This is a genomic window from Ramlibacter pinisoli, from assembly GCF_009758015.1.
Taxonomy (GTDB): domain Bacteria; phylum Pseudomonadota; class Gammaproteobacteria; order Burkholderiales; family Burkholderiaceae_C; genus Ramlibacter; species Ramlibacter pinisoli.
Map to the genome: position 1 here is coordinate 950,699 of NZ_WSEL01000009.1, position 18,452 is coordinate 969,150.

The 18,452-nt window shown below is 70.7% G+C and carries 14 protein-coding genes; 8 read left to right on the plus strand and 6 right to left on the minus strand.

Annotation, left to right across the window (positions count from 1 at the left end):
• Positions 1 to 9: 9 nt before the first annotated feature.
• A complete protein-coding gene (locus tag GON04_RS18965; protein WP_157399579.1) occupies positions 10 to 1,932 on the minus strand; it encodes a PrkA family serine protein kinase in 1,923 nt (640 codons plus the stop codon).
• A gap of 338 nt (positions 1,933 to 2,270) precedes the next feature.
• Positions 2,271 to 3,134, minus strand: a complete 864-nt coding sequence (locus tag GON04_RS18970; protein ID WP_157399580.1) for an amidohydrolase family protein — start codon at positions 3,132 to 3,134, stop codon at positions 2,271 to 2,273.
• A 95-nt stretch (positions 3,135 to 3,229) separates the two neighbouring features.
• Between GON04_RS18970 and GON04_RS18975 the strand changes: the two genes are divergently transcribed.
• The 4 genes from GON04_RS18975 to GON04_RS18990 all read left to right on the plus strand — a co-directional run bounded on the left by GON04_RS18975 (position 3,230) and on the right by GON04_RS18990 (position 8,847).
• On the plus strand, positions 3,230 to 4,006 hold the full coding sequence (locus GON04_RS18975) for a crotonase/enoyl-CoA hydratase family protein (RefSeq protein ID WP_157399581.1): 777 nt from the start codon (positions 3,230 to 3,232) through the stop codon (positions 4,004 to 4,006).
• A 6-nt stretch (positions 4,007 to 4,012) separates the two neighbouring features.
• A complete protein-coding gene (locus GON04_RS18980) occupies positions 4,013 to 5,929 on the plus strand; it encodes a feruloyl-CoA synthase (protein ID WP_157399582.1) in 1,917 nt (638 codons plus the stop codon).
• Position 5,930: 1 nt separating this feature from the next.
• A complete protein-coding gene (locus GON04_RS18985; protein ID WP_370530012.1) occupies positions 5,931 to 6,473 on the plus strand; it encodes a MarR family winged helix-turn-helix transcriptional regulator in 543 nt (180 codons plus the stop codon).
• A gap of 229 nt (positions 6,474 to 6,702) precedes the next feature.
• Positions 6,703 to 8,847, plus strand: a complete 2,145-nt coding sequence (locus GON04_RS18990) for a glycoside hydrolase family 3 N-terminal domain-containing protein (RefSeq protein ID WP_157399583.1) — start codon at positions 6,703 to 6,705, stop codon at positions 8,845 to 8,847.
• A gap of 20 nt (positions 8,848 to 8,867) precedes the next feature.
• On the opposite strand, the gene GON04_RS18995 is transcribed toward GON04_RS18990, so the two are convergent.
• Positions 8,868 to 10,358, minus strand: a complete 1,491-nt coding sequence (locus tag GON04_RS18995) for a catalase (RefSeq protein ID WP_157399584.1) — start codon at positions 10,356 to 10,358, stop codon at positions 8,868 to 8,870.
• Positions 10,359 to 10,586: 228 nt separating this feature from the next.
• Here GON04_RS18995 and GON04_RS19000 point away from each other — a divergent pair, with 228 nt between their 5' ends.
• Entirely contained in the window at positions 10,587 to 11,159 is a 573-nt protein-coding gene (locus tag GON04_RS19000; RefSeq protein ID WP_181653661.1) for a peroxidase-related enzyme, read from the plus strand.
• Between the two features lie 29 nt (positions 11,160 to 11,188).
• Here the strand turns inward: GON04_RS19000 and GON04_RS19005 are convergent, their stop codons facing one another.
• On the minus strand, positions 11,189 to 12,064 hold the full coding sequence (locus GON04_RS19005; protein WP_157399585.1) for an N-formylglutamate amidohydrolase: 876 nt from the start codon (positions 12,062 to 12,064) through the stop codon (positions 11,189 to 11,191).
• A 99-nt stretch (positions 12,065 to 12,163) separates the two neighbouring features.
• Here GON04_RS19005 and GON04_RS27320 point away from each other — a divergent pair, with 99 nt between their 5' ends.
• The 3 genes from GON04_RS27320 to GON04_RS19015 all read left to right on the plus strand — a co-directional run bounded on the left by GON04_RS27320 (position 12,164) and on the right by GON04_RS19015 (position 16,771).
• A complete protein-coding gene (locus tag GON04_RS27320; protein WP_198349343.1) occupies positions 12,164 to 12,604 on the plus strand; it encodes an alpha/beta fold hydrolase in 441 nt (146 codons plus the stop codon).
• A 102-nt stretch (positions 12,605 to 12,706) separates the two neighbouring features.
• The gene (locus GON04_RS27325) at positions 12,707 to 13,009 is read left to right on the plus strand and encodes an alpha/beta fold hydrolase (protein WP_198349345.1); all 303 of its coding nucleotides are present in this window, start codon (positions 12,707 to 12,709) and stop codon (positions 13,007 to 13,009) included.
• A 120-nt stretch (positions 13,010 to 13,129) separates the two neighbouring features.
• Positions 13,130 to 16,771 carry a hydantoinase B/oxoprolinase family protein gene (locus GON04_RS19015; protein ID WP_157399586.1) on the plus strand — a complete coding sequence of 1,214 codons (3,642 nt, stop codon included), beginning with the start codon at positions 13,130 to 13,132 and terminating at the stop codon, positions 16,769 to 16,771.
• Here the strand turns inward: GON04_RS19015 and GON04_RS27105 are convergent, their stop codons facing one another.
• Complete coding sequence (locus GON04_RS27105) at positions 16,772 to 17,557, minus strand: DUF4142 domain-containing protein (RefSeq protein ID WP_157399587.1); 786 nt, start codon at positions 17,555 to 17,557, stop codon at positions 16,772 to 16,774.
• 110 nt (positions 17,558 to 17,667) lie between these two features.
• Positions 17,668 to 18,435 carry a DUF4142 domain-containing protein gene (locus tag GON04_RS19025; protein WP_157399588.1) on the minus strand — a complete coding sequence of 256 codons (768 nt, stop codon included), beginning with the start codon at positions 18,433 to 18,435 and terminating at the stop codon, positions 17,668 to 17,670.
• Between the last annotated feature and the right edge of the window lie 17 nt (positions 18,436 to 18,452).

The following is an 18,452-nucleotide window of genomic DNA, read 5'->3' on the forward strand; positions in this document are numbered from 1 at the left end:
GCCGAAAGGTTACGAGCTCTTGCGAACGCGCAGGTACCACTCGCACAGCAACCGCACCTGGCGGTGGGTGTATCCCTTCTCCACCATGCGGTTGACGAAGTCCTCGTGCTTCTTCTGCTCATCGGCGCTGGCCTTGGCGTTGAAGCTGATCACCGGCAGGAGGTCCTCGGTGTTGGAGAACATCTTCTTCTCGATGACGGTGCGCAGCTTCTCGTAGCTGGTCCAGACCGGGTTCTTGCCGGCGTTGTTGGCCCGCGCGCGCAGCACGAAGTTGACGATCTCGTTGCGGAAGTCCTTCGGGTTGGACAGGCCGGCCGGCTTCTCGATCTTCTCGAGCTCGCCGTTCAGGGCCGAGCGGTCGAAGATCTCGCCGGTGTCGGTGTCGCGGAACTCCTGGTCCTGGATCCAGAAGTCGGCGTAGGTGACGTAGCGGTCGAAGATGTTCTGCCCGTACTCCGAGTACGACTCGAGGTAGGCGGTCTGGATCTCCTTGCCGATGAACTCCGCATAGCGGGCCGACAGGTGCTCCTTGATGTACGACAGGTACTTCTGCTCGGTCTCGGGCGGGAACTGCTCGCGCTCGATCTGCTGCTCGAGCACGTACATCAGGTGCACCGGGTTGGCGGCGATCTCGTTGGAGTCGAAGTTGAAGACCTTGGACAGGATCTTGAACGCGAAGCGCGTGGAGATGCCGGTCATGCCCTCGTCGACGCCGGCGTAGTCGCGGTACTCCTGGTAGCTCTTGGCCTTGGGGTCGGTGTCCTTGAGGTTCTCGCCGTCGTAGATCTGCATCTTGGAGAAGATGCTGCTGTTCTCCGGCTCCTTCAGGCGGGTGAGCACCGAGAACTGGGCCATCATCTTCAGCGTCCCGGGCGCGCACACCGCGTCCTTGAGCGAGGAGTTGCGCAGCAACTTGTCGTAGATCTTGACCTCCTCGGTCAGGCGCAGGCAGTACGGCACCTTCACGATGTAGATGCGGTCGAGGAAGGCCTCGTTGTTCTTGTTGTTCTTGAACGCCTTCCACTCGCTCTCGTTCGAGTGGGCCATGACGATGCCGTCGAACGGGATGGCGCCGAAGCCCTCGGTGCCCTTGAAGTTGCCTTCCTGGGTGGCCGTGAGCAGCGGGTGCAGCACCTTGATCGGCGCCTTGAACATCTCGACGAATTCGAGCAGGCCCTGGTTGGCCAGGCACAGGCCACCGGAGTAGCTGTAGGCGTCGGGGTCGTCCTGCGCGTAGGTCTCGAGCTTGCGGATGTCGACCTTGCCGACCAGCGACGAGATGTCCTGGTTGTTCTCGTCGCCCGGCTCGGTCTTGGCGATGCCGATCTGCTTGAGGACCGACGGGTAGCGCTTGACGACCTTGAACTTGCGGATGTCGCCGCCGAACTCCTCGAGCCGCTTGACGGCCCACGGCGACATGATCTTCTGCGTGTAGCGGCGCGCGATGCCGAACTGCTGCTCGAGCAGCGGGCCGTCCTCCTCGTTGCTGAAAAGGCCCAGAGGCGACTCGTTCACCGGGGAGCCCTTGAGCGCGTAGAACGGCACCTGCTCCATCAGCTGCTTCAGGCGCTCGGCGATCGACGACTTGCCGCCGCCCACCGGGCCGAGCAGATACAGGATCTGCTTCTTCTCCTCCAGGCCCTGGGCGGCATGGCGGAAGTGCGAGACGACCTGCTCGATCGGCTCCTCGAGGCCGTAGAAGTCCTTGAAGGCCGGGTAGATGCGGATGACCTTGTTGCCGAAGATGCGCGACAGACGCGAGTCGTGGCGCGTATCGACCATCTCCGGCTCGCCGATGGCGGCGAGCATGCGCTCGGAGGCGGTGGCGTAGACGAGGGGGTCCTTCCTGCACAGTTCGAGGTAGTCCTCGAGCGACATCTCTTCCTCGCGAGTCTGCTCGTAGCGTGCGAGGAAATTGCGAACCACATCCATGAGAACTCCTTCTGCGGCGGGTACCGGCGCGGGATGGACCGCGCCAGTGATGTTCGGAACCACTTTAGCGCAGGCCCCTTGTCGAGGTAGTACCTGCGTGTAGGACGATGCGTGACTTCACTGTAGGTGAACCATAGAGAAAAATGAAGCGCCAAAGTTCGTCTTGAGCCCACTCTTTACGCCCTGTGCGTGCAGACGCGCAACAGCTCGTGCAAGGTCGCGAAAAGCGCTTGCGCATGGCCCCGGTTTGCGGCACAACTCGAAGGTTGACCGCAGGCCCGTCCGCACGCAGATGCACCGCGCCGGTGCCGGCGCGGCGGCCGATGCGCCACCCTGGTTCAGGCCAGCCCGAGCAGCCGCACCGCGTTGCCCTTCAGGATGCCCGGCATCACCTCGGGCTTGAACCCCGCGTCCTCGAAATCCTTCATCCAGCGCTCCGGCGTGATGAGCGGGTAGTCGCTGCCGAACAGCACCCGGTCCTTCAGCAGTGTGTTGGCGTACTGCACCAGCTGCCGGGGGAAGTACTTCGGGCTCCAGCCCGACAGGTCGATCCAGACGTTGGGCTTGTGCGTGGCCACCGACAGCGCCTCGTCCTGCCACGGGAAGCTCGGGTGGGCCATGACGATCTGCATGTCGGGGAAGTCGATGGCCACGTCGTCCAGGTGCATGGGGTTGCTGTACTCCAGCCGCAGGCCGCCGCCGCAGCGCATGCCCGAGCCGATGCCGCTGTGGCCGGTGTGGAAGATCACTGGCATCTTGTGCGCGTTGATCACCTCGTACAGCGGCCAGGCCATCCGGTCGTAGGGATGGAAACCCTGCACGGTGGGATGGAACTTGAAGCCCTTGACGCCGTGTTCGGCGATCAGGCGCTCGGCCTCGCGCGCTCCCATCTTCCCCTTGTGCGGGTCGATGCTGGCGAAGCAGATCATCATGTCGGCGTTCTCGCGCGCCGCCTGCGCGATCTCCTCGTTCGGGATGCGGCGCCGGCCCAGCTGCGACTCGCTGTCGACCGTGAACATCACCAGCCCGATCTTCTTCTCCCGGTAGTAGGCGACCGTCTCGGCGATGGTCGGCCGGCGGCTGTTGCGGAAGTACTTGTCGGCGGCGCGGTCGTATTCCTCGCCGTAGTTGTCGAACGGGTTCCAGCAGCTGACTTCGGCGTGGGTGTGGACGTCGATGGCGACGAGGTTGGCGTGGTCCATGGCGGCGGCGATCCTCTCAGGGTTAGTACCAGTGCGGCGGGCTTGTTTTGGTTATGACCAATAACCAATAATGCCTGCACTCCGCAGGGACCGCAATGACCTCCACCCCCGATCTCCACATCGAGCACCACGGCGCCGTGGCCGTCATCCGGCTCACCCGGCCGGCCAAGCGCAACGCGCTCAACGACGGCCTGGTGCTGGCCATCCGCGACGCCTTCCAGTCGCTGCCTTCCACCATCGGCGCCGCCGTCGTCGACGGCGAGGGCGACCACTTCTGTGCCGGCCTCGACCTGTCGGAGCTGCAGGAGCGGGACGCCGGCGCCGGCATGCGGCACTCGCGCCTGTGGCACGAGGCGCTGGCGCAGGTGCAGTTCGGCCCGGTGCCGGTGGTCGCGGCGCTGCACGGCGCGGTGGTGGGCGGCGGGCTGGAGCTGGCGGCGGCCTGCCACATCCGGGTGGCCGACGACACCACCTTCTACGCCCTGCCCGAGGGCTCGCGCGGCATCTTCGTCGGCGGCGGCGGCTCGGTGCGCATCCCGCGCCTGATCGGCGTGGCGCGCATGACCGACATGATGCTCACCGGCCGCGTCTACAACGCGCAGGACGGCGAGCGCGCCGGCTTCGCCCAGTACCTGGTGCCGGCCGGCCAGGCGCTGGCCAGGGCGCTGGAGATCGCCGGGCGGGTCGCGCAGAACGCGCCGCTCACCAACTACGCCCTGATGCATGCCCTGCCCCGCATCGCCGAACAGCCGGCCGACCAGGGCTACCTGACCGAGGCGCTGATGTCGGCCATCGTCCAGAGCGCGCCGGAGGCCAAGGAGCGGGTGCGCGCCTTCCTCGAAGGCCGCGCCGCCAAGGTCGCCAAGGGCTGAGCGCGCATGGCCGCCGCCACGTCCCCCCGCTACCGTCCGCTCGCCTTCGGCGTCACCCGTGTCGAGGTGCGCGAAGGTGCCGGCGGGGTGCGCTACCTGCGCGCCGAGCAGCCCCTGCAGCCGTGCGCGGCGCGCATGACCGACCACCTGCTGCACTGGGCCGCCACCGCCCCCGAGCGCACCTTCATCGCCCGGCGCGAACGGCTGGCCGACGGCAGCACCGGCGACTGGCGCCGCATCTCGTATGCGCGGGCGCTGCAGGCGGCGCGCAGCATCGGCCAGGCCCTGCTCGACCGTGGGCTGTCGGCCGAGCGGCCGGTCGCCATCCTGAGCGAGAACTCGCTCGAGCACGCGCTGCTGGCGCTGGGCTGCCTGTACGCCGGCGTCCCGTACTGCCCGGTGTCGCCGGCCTATTCCACCCTCAGCCAGGACCACGAGAAGCTGCGCCACGTGCTGGGCACGCTCACGCCCGGCCTGGTGTTCGCGGCCGACGGCGCGCGCTACGGCCGGGCGATCGCCGCCGCCGTGCCGACCGACGTCGAGGTGGTGCTGGGCGGCGGCGAGCTGCCGGGCCGCCCCGCCACGCGCTGGGCCGCCCTGCTGGACACGCCGCCCACCGACGCGGTGGACGCCGCGATGCGGGGGACCGGGCCGGACACCATCACCAAGTTCCTGTTCACCTCGGGCTCGACCAAGCTACCCAAGGCCGTGGTCAACACCCACCGCATGTGGTGCGCCAACCAGCAGCAGATGCGCCAGTCGATGCCGGTGCTGCTGGAGGCGCCGCCGGTGCTGGTGGACTGGCTGCCCTGGAACCACACCTTCGGCGGCAACCACAATTTCGGCCTGGTGCTGGTCAACGGCGGCACGCTGCACATCGACGACGGCAAGCCGACACCGGCGCAGATGCCCGAGACCCTGCGCAACCTGCGCGAGATCGCCCCGACCGTCTACTTCAACGTGCCGACCGGCTTCGAGGCGCTGGCGCACGCGATGCAGGCCGACGCCGTGCTGCGCCGCAACCTGCTGTCGCGGGTGCGCATGTTCTTCTACGCGGGCGCCGCCCTCGCCCAGCCCATCTGGGACCTGCTGCACGCGGTGCAGGAGGCCGAGATCGGCGAGCGCATCGTGATGACGTGCGGCCTGGGCATGACCGAGTCGTCGCCGTTCGGCCTGTTCGTCACCAGCCACGACGTGCAGTCTGGCCACGTGGGGCTGCCCACGCCCGGCCTGGAGCTCAAGCTCGTGCCCACCGACGGCAAGCTGGAGATCCGCTACCGCGGCCCCAACATCACGCCCGGCTACTGGCGCGCACCGGAAGCCACCGCCGAGGCCTTCGACGAGGAAGGGTTCTTTCGCACCGGCGACGCCGTCTGCTGGATCGACGACGCCGACCCGCACCGCGGGCTGCGCTTCGATGGCCGCATCGCCGAGGACTTCAAGCTGGCCACCGGCACCTTCGTCAGCGTCGGGCCCCTGCGCGCGCGCATCGTCGCGGCCGGTGCGCCCTACGTGCAGGACGCCGTCATCACCGGACTGAACCGGCACGAGGTGGGCGCCCTGCTGGTGCCCGCGCCCGCCATCCGCCGGCTCGCCGGCCTGCCGGACGGGGCCGCGATCGACGCCGTCCTGGCCAGCGCGCCGGTGGTGGCGCACTTCCAGCAGCTCGCCGACACCCTGGCGGCACAGGGCACGGGCAGCGCCAACCGGGTGGCGCGGCTGCACCTGCTGCGCGAGCCGCCGTCCATCGACCAGGGCGAGGTCACCGACAAGGGCTCGATCAACCAGCGCGCGGTCCTCAAGCACCGCGACGCCCTGGTGCAGGCCTTCGACGACGGCCGGCTGCCGCACACCATCGTGCCCCGGGACGCCGGCCGCGGGCCGGGCCGGACCGACGGCGCCGCGGGTTCGGGAGCGCACTGAGGTGCCGGCCGCCCGCCCCCGTCAGGCCGACGCGACGCCGACACCCCGCAAGGCCACGCCCCGGCCCCGCGCACGACCGGCAGCCGCGCCGGCCGGCGGGGTGCCGTTCGTCCAGGCCGTCGACGCCAGCTTCCTGGAGAGCCTGCTCGGCTACAACGCCCGGCGCGCCGCGCTGGCGGTCATCGACGTGTTCCTGCAGCGGATGGCCGCCTACGGGCTGCGGCCGGTCGACTTCTCGGTGCTCTCGCTGGTGGTCCACAACCCCGGCATCACCTCGCGCCAGCTGTGCACCACGCTGGGCATCCTGCCCCCCAACCTGGTGAACCTGGTGGCGAGCCTGCAGGAGCGCGGCCTCATCGACCGCCTGCCGCACCCGCGCGACGGCCGCGCGACCGGCCTGCACCCCACGGCCGCCGCCACGAAGCTGATGCAGAAGGCCGAACGCACCGCCGCCGACCTCGAAGCCGACGTGGCCGCGCGGCTGGCGCCCGGCGAGGTGGCGACCCTGCTGCGGCTGCTGCGCAAGCTGTACGCCGGCGACTGAGGCAGGCGAAAAAACACCCGGACAACGGGTGGCGTCGTCCGGGTGCCCAAGCGGTTGTCCGTCCCGCGAACCATGAAGAAACTCGCTACGCGGTGCCCTTGGCCACCGAGCCTGGGGCGCCGCCCCGCTTGACTCGCAGCTTCCGTGCCAACCCCGGATCTCAGTCCACGCGGCCGATCATGCCCGGCTGCCTGCATCATGGATGCCTCTTTGCACGGGGGGCTCCCTGATGAGTCGCATCGACGCGCTGATGGCCCGGATGACGCTGGCCGAGAAGCTCGGCCAGTTGACGATGTCGGCCGCTGGCCATGCGGTGACCGGGCCGGTGATCGCGGGGGATTCCACGCAATCGATCGTCGACGGCACGATCGGGAACCTGCTGAACCTGTTCGGGGCCGGCCCCGTGCACGAGGTGCAGCGGCTGGCCGTCGAGGAGTCGCGGCTGGGCATTCCGCTGCTGATCGGCCTGGACGTCCTCCACGGCCACCGGACCCTGTTCCCGATCCCGCTCGCCGAGGCGGGCATCTTCGACGACACCCTCTGGGAGCGCACGGCGCGCGAGGCCGCCCGTGAAGCCGCCGCCGACGGCCTGGCGATGACGTTCGCGCCGATGCTCGATGTGTCGCGCGATCCCCGCTGGGGCCGCACGGCCGAAGGGCCGGGCGAGGACCCCTGGCTCAACGCGCGCATCGCCCGGGCCAGGGTGCGCGGCTTCCAGGGCCCCGACCTGGCGTCGGCAGACGCGCTCGGCGCCTGCGCCAAGCACTTCGTCGCCTACGGCCCCGTCACCGCCGGCCGGGACTACGCCGCGGTGGACATCTCCGAGCGAGCCTTGCACGAGGTGCACCTGCCAGGGTTCGCGGCGGCGCTGCGCGCCGGCGTGGCGACGCTCATGCCAGCCTTCACCAGCCTCAACGGCGTTCCGATGACGGCGCACATCCCCTTGCTGCGCGGCTGGCTGCGCGACGAGATGGGCTTCGACGGCGTGGTCGTCAGCGACTACAACGCGATCGCGGAGCTGGTCGAGCACGGGGTCGCCGTCGATCTGGTCGATGCCGCGACGCTGGCGCTGAAGGCGGGCGTCGACATCGACATGATGGCCGGCGCCTACCGCCGGGGACTGCCGGTCGCACTGGCGCAGGGCCGCGTGACGATCGACGAGATCGACGCCTGCGTGCGCCGCGTGTTGCGGCTGAAGGAACGGCTGGGCCTGTTCGACGATCCCTACCGCCGCGGCGCGTCCGCGGAACCCGCGTCGGTCCTGGCCGGCCGACGCGCCCTGGCGCGCGACGTGGCGCGCCGGGCCATCGTGATGCTGAAGAACGAGCGCGCCACCCTGCCCTTGCCCGCGGCGCCGGCGGCGCTGTGCGTGATCGGCCCGCTGGCCGACGCCAGCTCCGAGATGAAAGGCCCATGGTGGGGCGCCGGCGAACACGAGCCGGCCACGAGCGTGCTGGCCGGACTGCGCGCCGCGCTGCCGCAGGCCTCGATCCGCCACGCGGCGGGCGTCGCCATCGAGGGCGGCGACGACAGTGGCATCGACGCCGCCGCCGCGCTGTGCGTGGGCGTCGCCGCGGTCGTGCTGTGCCTGGGCGAGAGCGTGACGATGAGCGGCGAAGCGGCGAGCCGCGCCACGCCGGCACTTCCCGGCCGCCAGACGGCCCTGGCCGAAGCAGTGATCGCCCGTGCGCACGCAACCGGCATCCCGGTCGTCGCGGTCGTGTTTTCGGGCCGTCCCCTGGTCATTCCCTGGCTGGCCGAGCATGCCGATGCAGTGCTGGCCGCATGGTTCCTCGGCGTCGAGGCCGGCCACGCGCTGGCCGACGTGCTCACGGGCCTGGCCTCCCCCAGCGGCCGCACGCCCATGAGCTGGCCACGCGCGGTCGGCCAGGTGCCGGTCTGCTTCGGCGAGCGGCCCACCGGCCGGCCGATGAGCGCCGATGTCGCCTACACGAGCCGGTACCAGGACGTCGACAACAGCCCGCTGTACGCGTTCGGCCACGGCCTGACCTACGGCCGCTTCCGCCACGACGACCTCCAGGTCACGCCGCGTCGCGCGCGCCGGCACGACACGCTGGAGATCCGCGTCCGGGTTCGCAACGAAGGCCCGCGCGAGGCCGAAGAGACCCTCTTCCTGTTCGTCCGCGCCAGGCTCAGCCGCGTCACCCGGCCCGTGCTGGAGCTCAAGGGCTACGCCAAGCTGCGACTGCCGTCCGGCGACACCGGCGTGGTGAAGCTGGACCTGCCCGTGTCCGACCTGTGCTACCTCGGGCCGGACCTGCAGCCGGTGTCCGATGCGGGCGAGGTCGAGATCCTGGTCGGGCCGAGCGCCGATCCGGCAGGCTTGCTGCGCACGTCCATCGAGCTGGATTGACAGCGGGCGCCAGAAACTCGCTACGCGGCGCCCTTGACCACCGAGACGGGGGCGCCGCCCCGCTGGACGTGCAGCTTCCGGGCCACCTCCGCGCCGTAGCGGGGATCGGCACGCGTGAAGTGCGCCAGCTGGCGCTCGATCGTCGCCGGCACCGTCACGGCGGACAGCGCGTTCGCCAGGTTGGTGGTCAGGCGGTCCTGCTCGTCGGCCGGCAACAGGCGGAACAGGTTGCCGGCCTGGGTGTAGTCGTCCTCGGTGCCGCGGGCGTCGTAGCGGCCGGCCGCACCCTCCAGCGCCCAACCGTCGTCGCCGTGGCCGAAGCCGCGCGCGTCGGTGCCGTTGGCCTGCACCACGGCGTAGTTGGGCGCCGCGCCGCCGTTGGAGACGGCCATCGCGCCATCGCGCTGCTGGTTGTGGAACGGGCAGCGGGGCCGGTTCACCGGCAGGTTCTGGTGGTTGGTGCCCACCCGGTACAGCTGCGCGTCGTGGTAGGCGAACAGGCGGCCCTGCAGCATCTTGTCGGGGCTGTAGCCCAGGCCCGGCACCACGTTGGCCGGCGAAAACGCCGCCTGCTCCACGTCGGCGTGGTAGTTGTCCGGATTCCGGTTCAGCTCCAGCACGCCCACCGGGATGCGCGGAAAGTCCTTGTGCGGCCACACCTTGGTGAGGTCGAAGGCGTTCCAGCCGGTGCGCTGCTCCCAGGCCTGGCGCTCGGCGTCCGTCATCACCTGGAGGAAGACGTCCCAGCGCGGGTAGTCGCCGGCGCGGATGGCGTCGTACAGGTCGCGCTGGGCGTAGTCCGGGTCGGTGCCGGCCAGCCGCACCGCCTCCTGCGCCGACAGGTTGCGGATGCCCTGCCGGGTCTTGAAGTGCCACTTGACCCAGACGCGCTCGCCGGCGGCGTTGACCAGGCTGAAGGTGTGGCTGCCGAAACCGTCCATGTGGCGGTAGCCGTCCGGCGTGCCCCGGTCGGAGAACAGCATGGTCACCTGGTGCAGGGATTCCGGCGCGTGGCTCCAGAAGTCCCACATCATGTCGGCCGACTTCAGGTTGGTGCGCGGGTCGCGCTTCTGGGTGTGCACGAAGTCGGGGAACTTGATCGGGTCCTTGATGAAGAACATCGGCGTGTTGTTGCCCGCCAGGTCCCAGTTGCCGTCCTCGGTGTAGAAGCGCACGGCGAAGCCGCGCGGGTCTCGCTCGGTGTCGGCCGAGCCGCGCTCGCCGCCGACGGTGGAAAAGCGCAGGAAGACATCGGTGGTCTTGCCCACCGCGTCGAACAGCTTCGCCCGGGTGTAGCGCGTGATGTCGTGCGTGACGGTGAAGCTGCCGAAGGCGCCCGAGCCCTTGGCATGGACGACGCGCTCGGGGATGCGCTCGCGGTTGAAGTGCTGCAGCTTCTCGATCAGGTGGAAGTCCTGCAGCAGGAGGGGGCCGCGCGGCCCGGCTGTCAGGCTGTTCTGGTTGTCGGCGACGGGGATACCGGATGCGGTGGTGAGGCGGGTCTGCTGCATGGGGCGGGTCCTTTCTGCTGGAGAGGCGCCATTGTGTTTTTCGCTGCTGGATGTGAAAAGACAATTGACATCATTCCAGCCATCGAATTTTTCTATTCAACAGGGAGAACACCAGCGCCTCGGGCCGGCGAGCCGCGCCCTCTCCGACAAGCGGCTGTGCCGTTGCGGTCCCCGGGATAGCCCGGCAGGAGCGCCGCTTATCATCCCGCCGCACCCAGGAGACCGCCCGTGAACCGCTACCCCGCCCCCACCCTCGAGCAGGTGCCCGAGGACATCCGCGCCCGCATCCTCGAGGTGCAGGACAAGGCCGGCTTCGTGCCCAACGTGTTCCTCGCACTGGCCCGCCGGCCGGCCGAATGGCGCGCGTTCTTCGCCTACCACGATGCGCTGATGCTCAAGGAGGAAGGCTCGCTCACCAAGGGCGACCGGGAGATGATCGTCACCGCCACCAGCGCGGCCAACAGCTGCCTGTACTGCGTGGTGGCGCACGGCGCCCTGCTGCGCATCTACGAGAAGAAGCCCCTGGTGGCCGACCAGGTGGCCGTCAACCATCGCAAGGCCGACATCACGCCGCGCCAGCGCGCCATGCTCGACTTCGCGATGAAGGTGTGCCTGCGCTCGAACGAGATCGAGGAGGCCGACTTCCCGCCGCTGCATGCGCACGGCTTCTCCGACGAGGACATCTGGGACATCGCCGCCATCACGGCCTTCTTCGGCCTGTCGAACCGGATGGCCAGCTTCTCCGACATGCAGCCGAACCCGGAGTTCTACCTGATGGGGCGGGTGCCGAAGGCGAAGTAGCAGGCGAACGCGAGAGCGGGAGCAGGCCTTCAGAGTCCCCGCGGATCGAGCCCCAGCAGCATCTCGGCCATCGCGCGCAGGTCGGCCTGCAGGCGCTCGCTGCCGGCGTGCAGTTCGAGCGTGTCCTCGTCCATGTAGAGCTTGCGGTTGACTTCCAGCTGGATGCTGTGGCGCTGGCGGGCCGGGTCGCCGTAGCGGCGCACCAGTTCCACGCCCTTGTAGGGGAAGTTGACCTCGACGTCGTAACCGCGCCCGCGCAGGAAGTCGGCGAGCCGGGCCGTCAGGCGCGGGTCGGCGGTGGTGCCGTCGCGGTCGCCGACCACGAAGTCGGCGTGGGCCAGCCCGGGGTAGTCGGTCGCGAAGGTGGCCGCGATCGCCGGCATCGAATGGCAGTTGAGGTGGATGCTGTAGCCATGGCGCGCATGCGCCGCCTCGATCGCCTGCGCCACCGCGGCATGGTAGGGGCGCCAGTAGCTCTCGATCCGCTCCTGCACTTCCTGCGGCCGCAGCCGGCGCGCATAGACCGCCTCGCCGTCGTCCAGGTTGCGCCAGATCAGGCCCTTGCCCAGCCGCACCTTGGACAGGATGACGGGGTCGGTCTCCAGCGCCCCCGGCCAGGCGCCGTCCAGCATCTCGCTGTCGATCTCGCGCTCGCTGCGGTTGGCGTCGAGGTAGCTGCGCGGGAACAGCGCCTCGATCCAGGCGATGCCCAGGTCGGGCGCGAACGCGTACAGCTTCTCGACGTGCGTGTCCTCGGCGCGCCGCAGCAGCGCCCGGTCGCACGCATGGTCGAAATCGGGGGGATACCAGGTGCCGCTGTGCGGCGAGTCGAACACTAGGGGGGTGCTGCCGGGGAGCGCGCGCAGGGGCGCCGCGTCAGTGCCGGCACGGGAGTCATCAGCCATGCCCGGACTCTACGCCCGCCGGCGCGCGCCGGGCGGGCGGCGAACCCATCGGCAACCGACTGTGACGCCCCCGCCGCGCGCCGCGCCGACAATGGCCGGATGGAGCTGCAGCAGCTGGCCACCAACGGCATCCGGCTCGAGGTCGCCTCGGCCGGGCCGGCGCGCGGCGAGCTGGTGATCCTGCTGCATGGCTTTCCCGAGTCGGCCGATGCCTGGCAGCAGCAGGTGCCGGCGCTCGCCGGCGCCGGGCTGCGGGTGCTGGCCCCCCACCAGCGCGGCTATGCCGGCTCGTCCAAGCCGTCCGCCCTGGCCGACTACCGCCTGAGCATGCTGGCGCGCGACGTGGTCGGGCTGGCCGACGCGGCCGGCGCGGGCCGCTTCTCGGTCGTGGGCCACGACTGGGGCGCGGCAATCGGCTGGCACCTGGCCACCGTCTACCCCGAGCGCGTGCAGCGCCTGGTCGTGCTGAACGGGGCCCATACCGGCACTGTCGCGACGCACGCCCTGCGCCACCCGACGCAGGTGGTGCGCAGCTGGTAAGTCGGCGCGTTCCAGCTGCCGCTGGCGCCCGAACTGCTGCTGCGCGCCCACGACTACGCCGGCCTGCGCCGCGCCCTGGCGGCCGCCGGCCGGCCCGGCTCGGTGCCGCCCGACCTGGTCGATCGCTACCGCGCACAATGGGGGCAGCCCGGCGCACTGACGGCGATGCTCAACTGGTACCGCGCCCTGGCGCTGGACCCGCCCACGCCGGCACGCCGGCTGGCGCTGCCAGTCTCCATCCTCTGGGGCGAACAGGACCCCCTGCTCGACCGCACGCTGGCCGATGCCGCCCTGGCCCTGTGCGACCGCGGCACGCTGGTGCCGTTCCCGCGGGCCACGCACTGGCTGCACCACGAGGAGCCGCAGGCGGTGACGCGCGAGCTGCTGCAGGCGCTGGCGGCCTAGCCGACCGGCACCCCGTGCGCAGCGGGCCACCGGGCCACGGTGGTCGAAGGCCAGGCGGTACCATGGTCCGCTGCCTCTGCCCGCTTCCGGCCCCCGGAAGCCGACCCGACCTTCCTTCCGATGAGCGACCAATCCACTTCCACACCGTCCGCCCGCTGGCAGTTCTGGATCGACCGTGGCGGCACCTTCACCGACGTCGTCGGCCGGCGGCCCGACGGCACCCTGGTCACGCACAAGCTCCTGTCCGAGAACCCCGAGCAGTACCGCGACGCCGCCGTGGCCGGCATCCGCCACCTGCTGGAGTTGCAGCCGGGCGAGCCGATCCGGCCCGACCAGGTCGAGTGCGTGAAGATGGGCACGACGGTGGCGACCAACGCCCTGCTCGAGCGCAAGGGCGAGCCCACCGTGCTGGTCACGACCCGGGGCTTCCGCGACGCGCTGCGCATCGCCTACCAGAACCGCCCGCGCCTGTTCGACCGCCACATCGTGCTGCCCGAGCTGCTGTACGCGCGCGTGATCGAGGCCCGCGAGCGCGTGGCAGCGCAGGGCGAGCTGATCGAGGCCCTGGACGAGGCGCACCTGAGGGAGCAGCTGGCCGCGGCCCACGCCGCGGGCCTGCGCAGCTGCGCGGTGGTGTTCCTGCACGGCTACCGCTACACCGCGCACGAGGCCGCCGCGGCCCGCATCGCGCGCGATGCCGGCTTCACGCAGGTGAGCACTTCGCACGGCACCAGCCCGATGATGAAGTTCGTCAGCCGCGGCGACACCACCGTGGTCGATGCCTACCTGTCGCCCATCCTGCGCCGCTACGTCGAGCAGGTCGCGGCCGAGATGCCGGGCGTGCGGCTGTTCTTCATGCAGTCCTCCGGCGGACTGACCGACGCCCACGCCTTCCAGGGCAAGGACGCCATCCTCTCCGGCCCCGCCGGCGGCATCGTCGGCATGGCGCGGACGGCGGCGCTCGGCGGCCACGCGCGGGTGATCGGCTTCGACATGGGCGGCACCTCGACCGACGTGTCGCACTTCGCGGGCGAGTTCGAGCGCGAGTTCGAGACCCAGGTGGCGGGCGTGCGCATGCGAGCGCCCATGATGAGCATCCACACGGTGGCGGCCGGCGGCGGCTCCATCCTGGAGTTCGACGGCGCGCGCTTCCGCGTCGGCCCGCAGAGCGCCGGCGCCAACCCCGGCCCGGCCTGCTACCGCCGCGGCGGCCCGCTGGCAGTGACGGATGCCAACGTCATGGTCGGCAAGATCCAGCCGCGCCACTTCCCGCAGGTGTTCGGCCCCGGCGCCGACGAGCCGCTGAGCGCCCGGGCCGCCGAGGAGAAGTTCGGCGCCCTCGCGCAACGCACCGGCCGCTCGCCCGAGGAGGTGGCCGAGGGCTTCATCGCCATCGCCGTGCAGCAGATGGCCAACGCGATCAAGAAGATCTCGGTGGCGCGCGGCTACGACGTCACCCGCTACACGCTGCAGTGCTTCGGCGGCGCCGGCGGCCAGCACGCCTGCCTGGTGGCCGATGCGCTGGGCATGACGCGGGTCTTCGTGCACCCGCTGGCCGGCGTGCTGTCGGCCTACGGCATGGGCCTGGCCGACCAGAACGTGATCCGCGAGCAGGCGGTGGAACTGCCCCTGGAAGCGGCGGCGCTGGCCGAGGTCGGGCGGCGGCTCGACGCCCTGGCCGCGGCCGCCAGTGCCGACCTCGAGCGGCAGCAGGTCAGTGCGGGCGCGCTGCGGGTGGCGCGCCGGGTGCACGTGCGCTACCAGGGCAGCGACTCGGCGCTGGTGGTGCCGTTCGGCGACCTGGCGTCCATCCAGGCCGGCTTCGAGGCCGCCTACCGGCAGCGCTTCTCGTTCCTGATGCAGGGCAAGGCGCTGGTGGTCGAGGCGGTGTCGGTGGAGGCGGTGGTGGCCGGCGACGCGCCGGCCGAGCAGCGCCAGCCGGTCCATCCGCCGCGCGAGGTGCCGCGCCGCGAGACGGTGCGCATGTACTCCGGCGGCCAGTGGCACCAGGCTGCGCTGGTAGTGCGCGAGGACCTGCGCCCGGGCGACACCATCGCCGGCCCGGCCATCATCGCGGAGAAGAACGCCACCACCGTCGTCGAGCCGGGCTGGCAGGCCGCCCTCACCGACCTCGACCACCTGGTGCTCGACCGCCGCGTGCCGCGCGCGCTGACCTACGCCGCCGGGACGCAGGTCGACCCGGTGCTGCTGGAGGTGTTCAACAACCTGTTCATGAACATCGCCGAGCAGATGGGCCTGCAGCTGCAGAACACCGCCTACTCGGTGAACATCAAGGAGCGGCTGGACTTCTCCTGCGCGCTGTTCGACGCCGAGGGCAACCTCATCGCCAACGCACCGCACATGCCGGTGCACCTGGGCTCCATGGGCGAGAGCATCAAGACCGTCATCCGCGAGAACCGCGCCACCATGGCGCCCGGCGACGTCTACGTGCTGAACGACCCCTACCACGGCGGCACCCACCTGCCCGACGTCACCGTGATCACGCCGGTGTACGGCGACGATGCCGCGCCGGACGCCCGGCCCCTGTTCTACGTCGGCTCGCGCGGCCACCACGCCGACATCGGCGGCACCACGCCCGGCTCCATGCCCCCGTTCTCGACCCGCATCGAGGAGGAAGGGGTGCAGATCGACAACGTCAAGCTGGTCGACCGCGGCGTGCTGCGGGAGGCGGAGATGCTGGCCTTGCTCAGGAGCGGTCAACACCCCAGCCGGAACCCCGAGCAGAACATGGCGGATTTGAAAGCGCAGATCGCCGCCAACGAGAAGGGCGTGCAGGAACTGCGCAAGATGGTCGGGCAGTTCGGCCTCGACGTGGTGCAGGCCTACATGCGGCACGTGCAGGACAACGCCGAGGAGTCGGTGCGGCGCGTGATCACCCGGCTGAAGGACGGGCAGTTCACGCTGCCGCTGGACAACGGCGCGCAGATCCGGGTGGCGATCCGCGTCGATGCCGCGGCCCGCAGTGCCGAGATCGACTTCACCGGCACCTCGCCACAGCAGGAGAACAACTTCAATGCGCCGACGGCCGTCTGCATGGCCGCGGTGCTGTACGTGTTCCGCACCCTGGTCGACGACGACATCCCGCTCAACGCCGGCTGCCTCAAGCCGCTCCAGGTGCTCATCCCGCCGGGCTCGATGCTCAACCCGAACCCACCCGCCTCCGTGGTGGCCGGCAACGTCGAGACCTCCACCTGCATCACCAACGCGCTCTACGGCGCGCTGGGCGTGATGGCGGCGGGCCAGTGCACCATGAACAACTTCACCTTCGGCAACGAGCGCCACCAGTACTACGAGACCATCTCGGGCGGCTCGGGCGCCGGCGGCCTGTTCGACGCGGCCGGCCGGCCGTGCGGCGGCTTCGACGGCACCAGCGTGGTCCAGGCCCACATGACCAACTCGCGCCTGACCGACCCCGAGATCCTGGAGTTCCGCTTCCCGGTGCGGCTCGACAGCTACGAGATCCGGCACGGCTCCGGCGGCGCCGGGCGCTGGTCGGGCGGCCACGGCGGCATCCGCCGGGTGCGCTTCCTGGAAGCCATGACGGCCAGCATCCTGTCCAACGGGCGCCGGCACGGCGCCTTCGGCATGGCCGGGGGCCAGCCCGGCCAGGTGGGCGTCAACCGCGTGGTGCGCGCCGACGGCCGCGTGGAGCCGCTCGACCACATCGGCTCGGTGGCGATGGGCCCCGGCGACGTGTTCGAGATCCACACGCCGGGCGGCGGCGGCTACGGGGCTCCCTGATCAGCGCAGGGCCGGGCGTTCGGTGGGCCAGGAGGCCGGCCGCACGCCGTCCGCGCGGCCGCGGCGCGATTCGCCGCCGGCCAGTTGCCGTGCGGCCTCCTCCTGCTGGCGCAGGAGCGGCAGCTGGCGCTCGATCCAGGCCTTGAGCGCCGGGTCGGTCGCGGCGGCCAGCGCCCGTTCGTAGTTCTGGACCGCCACACGCTGCTGCTCCGGCCCGACCAGCTCGACGTACTGGCGATCGAACTTCGCGCCCTGCGACCGACCCAGGCGGTTGAGCGCCTTGCGCTGGGCGTTGTCCATCATGGGAAGCGCCATGCCGCGGGCGTGCAGCAGGTGCTGCAGTTCGGCGTCGGCGGTTTCCCGGTATTCCAGGACGCTGTCGGAGAACGCCAGCACGCCAGGCGTGCGGCCGCGGGCGCGCGCCAGCCGGCTGGCTTCGGCCTCGAGCCGCCCATGCATGGCGGCGGCACGCAGGAAGCCGCGGGCTTCGCGCTCGTCGGGCGGCAGGCGCGTCGCCGTGCGCGCCGACTCGGCGGCATAACCGTCCCAACGCCGTGCGGGCTCGGCCTTGACTGCGGCAGCGGGAGCGGGCGGTGCCTTGCGCGGCGACTCCGCGGGTTTGCGGGGCAGGACCGGGACGGCGCTCTCCTCCTGGGAAGACGGCGCGTTCGGCTCGATCAGCAGCGGACCTTCGGCCTGGGCGGGGTCCTGTGCCCGTACGCCGCGCGCGATCAACAACAACCCGGCCGCCGCCAATGCACCCCAGACCCATCGCCGACCGACCACCACCACCGCCTCCATCGCGCGCCCCCGCGGAGCGCTCTCGCTATTGTTGGGCCGCGATCGGCCCCGCGATGTCAGAACCGGCCGACAGCCGTGTAGGACGTCTCGTGGCGCTAGCTGCCTGTCTTGTTGGCGCCACTCCCGCCACCGGTCTGGGTGCTGGCGCCGCCATGGTCGGCCGCATCCTTGTTCGCGCCGGTTGCCGCGCCCGGCTTGCTGGCGCCGGCGCCCATCTTCTGCGCGTCCGTGCCCTTGCCGCCGTCCTGCAGCTTGCGCGCCTGCGCGAGGTGCTCCTTGAGGGTCGGCAGGGTCCTGGTGACCCAGGCCTTGAGCTCCGGGTCCTTCACGTCCTTGCTGGCCTTCTCGAAGTCCTTGATGTCCTTCTCGTGGTCCTGGATGCCCACCGTCCGGATGAAGTCCTTGTCGAACTCGTCGGCCTTCTTCTTGCCCATCTGCTCGACGTCGCGCCGCATGGCGTGCGGCGGTGCGGCCGGCAGCTCGACGCCCTTGGCGTTGGCCAGCATGGTGAGCTCGTCGTTGGCCTTGGTGTGCTGGTCCACCAGCATGTCGGCAAAGGCCTTGACGTCGGGGTCCTTCGCGCGCGTCGTGGCCAGCTGGGCCACCTGCACCTCGTACATGCCGCTGCCGGCAGCCCTCTGGATGAACTTGCGGTCGTCCGCCGACACCTTGTCATCCTTCCTGGACTCCGTCTGGCGCGTGCCCTCGCCGGGTTGCGCGGCCGGCGCCGAACGGCCGCCGGTGGCGGACGTGCCGGTGCCGCCGGCGCCCGCCGGCTGGGTCGCGCCGCTCGCCTGCGCCAGGGCGCCACCGGCCGACAACAGCATGGCCATCGCGATGGCGGAAAGCTGGGGTCGTTGCATCGAACTGCTCCTGCATG

Coding starts and splice junctions, on each gene's coding strand:
- GON04_RS18980 (WP_157399582.1), top strand. CDS start 4,013: ATGGCCGCCGCCACGTCCCCCCGCTACCGTCCGCTCGCCTTCGGCGTC.
- GON04_RS27320 (WP_198349343.1), top strand. CDS start 12,164: ATGGAGCTGCAGCAGCTGGCCACCAACGGCATCCGGCTCGAGGTCGCC.
- GON04_RS18990 (WP_157399583.1), top strand. CDS start 6,703: ATGAGTCGCATCGACGCGCTGATGGCCCGGATGACGCTGGCCGAGAAG.
- GON04_RS18975 (WP_157399581.1), top strand. CDS start 3,230: ATGACCTCCACCCCCGATCTCCACATCGAGCACCACGGCGCCGTGGCC.
- GON04_RS18965 (WP_157399579.1), bottom strand. CDS start 1,932: ATGGATGTGGTTCGCAATTTCCTCGCACGCTACGAGCAGACTCGCGAG.
- GON04_RS18970 (WP_157399580.1), bottom strand. CDS start 3,134: ATGGACCACGCCAACCTCGTCGCCATCGACGTCCACACCCACGCCGAA.
- GON04_RS18995 (WP_157399584.1), bottom strand. CDS start 10,358: ATGCAGCAGACCCGCCTCACCACCGCATCCGGTATCCCCGTCGCCGAC.
- GON04_RS19025 (WP_157399588.1), bottom strand. CDS start 18,435: ATGCAACGACCCCAGCTTTCCGCCATCGCGATGGCCATGCTGTTGTCG.
- GON04_RS19015 (WP_157399586.1), top strand. CDS start 13,130: ATGAGCGACCAATCCACTTCCACACCGTCCGCCCGCTGGCAGTTCTGG.
- GON04_RS19005 (WP_157399585.1), bottom strand. CDS start 12,064: ATGGCTGATGACTCCCGTGCCGGCACTGACGCGGCGCCCCTGCGCGCG.